Annotated in this window: 3 protein-coding genes; all 3 read right to left on the bottom strand. The window is 46.0% G+C overall.

Translation table 11 applies throughout. The features are described from left to right. Positions 1-31: 31 nt before the first annotated feature. The gene (gene fusA / locus TH606_RS10685) at positions 32-2,119 is read right to left on the bottom strand and encodes an elongation factor G (protein ID WP_068543905.1); all 2,088 of its coding nucleotides are present in this window, start codon (positions 2,117-2,119) and stop codon (positions 32-34) included. Between the two features lie 106 nt (positions 2,120-2,225). Next, positions 2,226-2,699, bottom strand: a complete 474-nt coding sequence (rpsG, locus tag TH606_RS10690) for a 30S ribosomal protein S7 (RefSeq protein ID WP_013908063.1) — start codon at positions 2,697-2,699, stop codon at positions 2,226-2,228. An 11-nt stretch (positions 2,700-2,710) separates the two neighbouring features. After that, complete coding sequence (rpsL, locus tag TH606_RS10695) at positions 2,711-3,082, bottom strand: 30S ribosomal protein S12 (RefSeq protein WP_013908062.1); 372 nt, start codon at positions 3,080-3,082, stop codon at positions 2,711-2,713. Positions 3,083-3,634 lie beyond the last annotated feature (552 nt).

The following is a 3,634-nucleotide window of genomic DNA, read 5'->3' on the forward strand; positions in this document are numbered from 1 at the left end:
AAACTTCTGCTTGCTCATCTCCTCTCCTCCTTTACGCTGCTAACTTGGACTTGCGGACAATTTCTTCCGCCAGGGCCTCAGGCAATTTTTCGTAGTGAGAGAACTGCATGGTAAAGGTTGCCCGACCCTGTGTCTTAGAACGAAGTTCTGTAGCATATCCAAACATTTCTGCCAAGGGGACCAAGGCCTTTATTACCCTCACGCCAGGGCGCTGCTCCATACCCTGGACCTTACCCCTTCTAGAAGAAATGTCGCCCAAAACATCTCCCAGATATTCCTCAGGTGTAACAACTTCAAGCTTCATAATAGGCTCAAGAAGAATGGGCTTGGCCTTTTGAGCTGCTTCCTTAAAAGCCATGGAACCAGCAATAGCAAAAGCAATTTCAGAAGAGTCAACCTCGTGATAGCTACCATCTACCAGGCGCACTTTCACATCTACCACCGGATAACCAGCTACCACGCCCTGCTCCATAGCCTCTTTCACGCCTTTTTCTACAGCAGGAATAAATTCTTTAGGTATAGCCCCACCCACAATTTCAGAAATAAACTCAAAACCCTTTTCAGGGTTAGGCTCTATTACAATTTTTACGTGACCATACTGACCACGACCACCGGTCTGCTTGATGTATTTACCTTCAGCTTCAGCAGAAGCGGTAATGGTTTCACGATAGGCTACTTCAGGCTTACCAACGTTTGCCTGGACCTTAAATTCACGGGTAAGACGGTCAACAATAATTTCCAGATGAAGCTCACCCATTCCCCAGATAAGGGTCTGGCCGGTTTCATGATCAGTAACCACCCGGAAAGAAGGATCTTCAAGGGCGATTTTTTGAAGGGCCACCGAAAGCTTTTCCTGGTCAGCCTTGGTCTTGGGCTCAATGGCCACCGAGATAACCGGCTCAGGGATTTCAAGAGACTCAAGCTCTATAGGATGATTTTCATCACAAAGGGTATCACCAGTAGTAGTATTTCTTAAACCAAGGGCCGCTACGATGTCGCCTGCTTCGGCCTCAGTGATTTCCTCACGACGGTTTGCGTGCATACGCACCAAACGACCAATACGCTCACGCTTGCCTTTGGTGGCATTATATACACTCATGCCACTTTCAATCCTTCCAGAATAGATGCGCAAGAAAGTAAGGGTTCCTACGTAAGGGTCAGTCATGATTTTAAAAGCTAGAGCGGCAAGCGGAGCATCCGGGTCTGTAATACGCTCTTCCACCTCACCAGTTTCAGGATTTATGCCTTTAACTGGCGGAATATCTAAAGGTGAAGGAAGATAATCAATAATAGCGTCAAGAAGAGGCTGGACGCCCTTGTTCTTAAAGGCCGAACCACAAAGGACTGGCACCAGCTGAAGCTTGACAGTTCCTTCGCGTAAGGCCTCCCGAATCTCTTTAGGGCTGATTTCTTCGCCTTCTAAATATTTAAGCATTATATCTTCACTTACGTCAGCCAGGGCCTCAAGCATGAGATTACGAAACTCTTCAGCTTTATCCTTTAACTCAGCTGGAATTTCTTCTTCATGGAAGCGGGCGCCAAGAGTGGACTCATCCCAAACAATGGCTTTCATCTCCACCAAATCAATAACACCACGGAAATCTTCTTCAGCGCCATAAGGAATTTGAATAGGGACAGGATTAGCCCCCAGGCGAGTTTTCATCTGCTCAAGCACGGCCTCAAAATTGGCCCCAACACGGTCCATCTTGTTAACAAAAGTTATACGAGGAACGCCATACTTGTCTGCCTGGCGCCAGACAGTCTCAGATTGGGGCTCAACTCCACCCACCGCGCAAAAAATAACCACGGCGCCGTCAAGCACACGCAAGGCACGCTCAACCTCTACGGTAAAGTCCACGTGGCCAGGGGTATCAATAATGTTTATGCGATGATCCCGCCAGAAACAGGTGGTGCAAGCAGAAGTAATGGTAATACCTCTTTCCTGTTCCTGAGGCATATAGTCCATGGTGGCCGTACCTTCATGCACTTCACCTATTTTGTGAGTACGGCCGGTATAATAAAGGATACGCTCGGTAGTCGTAGTCTTACCGGCGTCAATATGCGCTACTATACCAATGTTGCGTGTCTTTTTAAGTTTGGCCAAGGATTCCTTGTTCATCCTTTTTCAACCCCTTAGCTTTATTCAAAAACCAAAATTCAAACATAAAGAATGGGGAAACTTTGAGAAAAGTCTCCCCATTCTTCAAAAATGGGTATTTAAAACGTTACCACCGATAATGGGCAAAGGCCCGGTTAGCCTCTGCCATTCGGTGGGTATCTTCTCTCTTTTTAATGGCTGCGCCGCGATTATTGTAAGCGTCCCAGAGCTCCCCTGCAAGCCTTTCTACCATAGTTTTTTCAGGGCGCTCACGCGCAGCCAAAATTATCCAGCGAATAGCCAAAGTGCGCTGACGCTCAGGACGCACTTCCACCGGCACCTGATACGTAGCTCCACCCACCCGGCGCGAGCGGGTCTCAAGCAGGGGCTTAACGTTTTCTACTGCCTTTTCAAAAATTTGCAAAGGGTCCTCTCCCCCGCTTTTTTCGCGCAAAAGTTCCATGGCCCCGTAAAAAATGCGACGGGCCACACTTTTTTTTCCATCAAGCATCAAACGGTTAATAAAACGAGCCACCAACTCACTACCGTATTTAGGATCAGGCGGCACTTCTCTTTTTGGTACTGGTCCTTTTCGTGGCATAGCTCCTACCCTTATTTAGGTCTTTTAGCTCCATACTTAGAACGAGATTTGCGGCGGTCCTGAACACCTGCGGCATCAAGTGCCCCACGAATAATCTTATAGCGCACACCAGGAAGGTCCTTAACACGACCACCACGCACAAGCACCACCGAGTGCTCCTGCAGATTATGACCTATCCCTGGGATATAAGCCGTAACCTCTATGCCGTTAGTTAAACGCACACGAGCTACTTTACGCAACGCAGAGTTTGGCTTTTTGGGAGTAGTAGTATAAACACGCGTACAAACCCCACGGCGCTGCGGACAACCCATTAGCGCCGGAGACTTTGACTTAGTCTTCCTTTTTTCTCTCCCAAGCCTTATCAGCTGGTTAATTGTTGGCATATTTCAAACCTCACCAAACAAAAATATAACCCACACGGCCTTTCCTTTGTGGGCCGAAAATTTATAACGACCTCTTGAAACTTTGTCAAGGGCTAAGTTTTAAACTAGCCCATCCAGAAGTGAAAAGAAATTATATAGTAAAATTTTTGCTTTGTCACCAAGTTTTAACAATTTTTATTCCGTTCGTAGATAAATCGCGGTTATTAACGGAGTATTTTTTACCTTACATAGCGTCATCGCGAGGCGACGTAGTTGCCGTGGCGATCTGAAATTGAACCGCTTCGCTTACAATGACAAAGAGAGAATTTGCAGTGACAGCCCTGAAATTGTCATTGTTTTATGCCCTCATTAACAATTATCTGTTTTTTATGACCTAGTCCGATTTTACTCCGCTAGTTCTTGAAGTTTATTTATGCCAGATTTTTGGAGCCCATAAATTTAAAATTGCAAGTATTGTTAATTAAGAACTCGACATTAAAAAATCAGAACGCATAATCAACGGGCTGAATGTCGGACAAAAAGTGCTCCCATTAATATTTGTCGAAAAAAAAA

It is taken from the genome of Thermodesulfatator autotrophicus (assembly GCF_001642325.1).
GTDB lineage: Bacteria > Desulfobacterota > Thermodesulfobacteria > Thermodesulfobacteriales > Thermodesulfatatoraceae > Thermodesulfatator > Thermodesulfatator autotrophicus.

What these genes read in the sequence shown, in the direction of transcription:
- rpsL (WP_013908062.1), bottom strand. Translation starts at nt 3,082, where the DNA reads ATGCCAACAATTAACCAGCTGATAAGGCTTGGGAGAGAAAAAAGGAAG.
- rpsG (WP_013908063.1), bottom strand. Translation starts at nt 2,699, where the DNA reads ATGCCACGAAAAGGACCAGTACCAAAAAGAGAAGTGCCGCCTGATCCT.
- fusA (WP_068543905.1), bottom strand. Translation starts at nt 2,119, where the DNA reads ATGAACAAGGAATCCTTGGCCAAACTTAAAAAGACACGCAACATTGGT.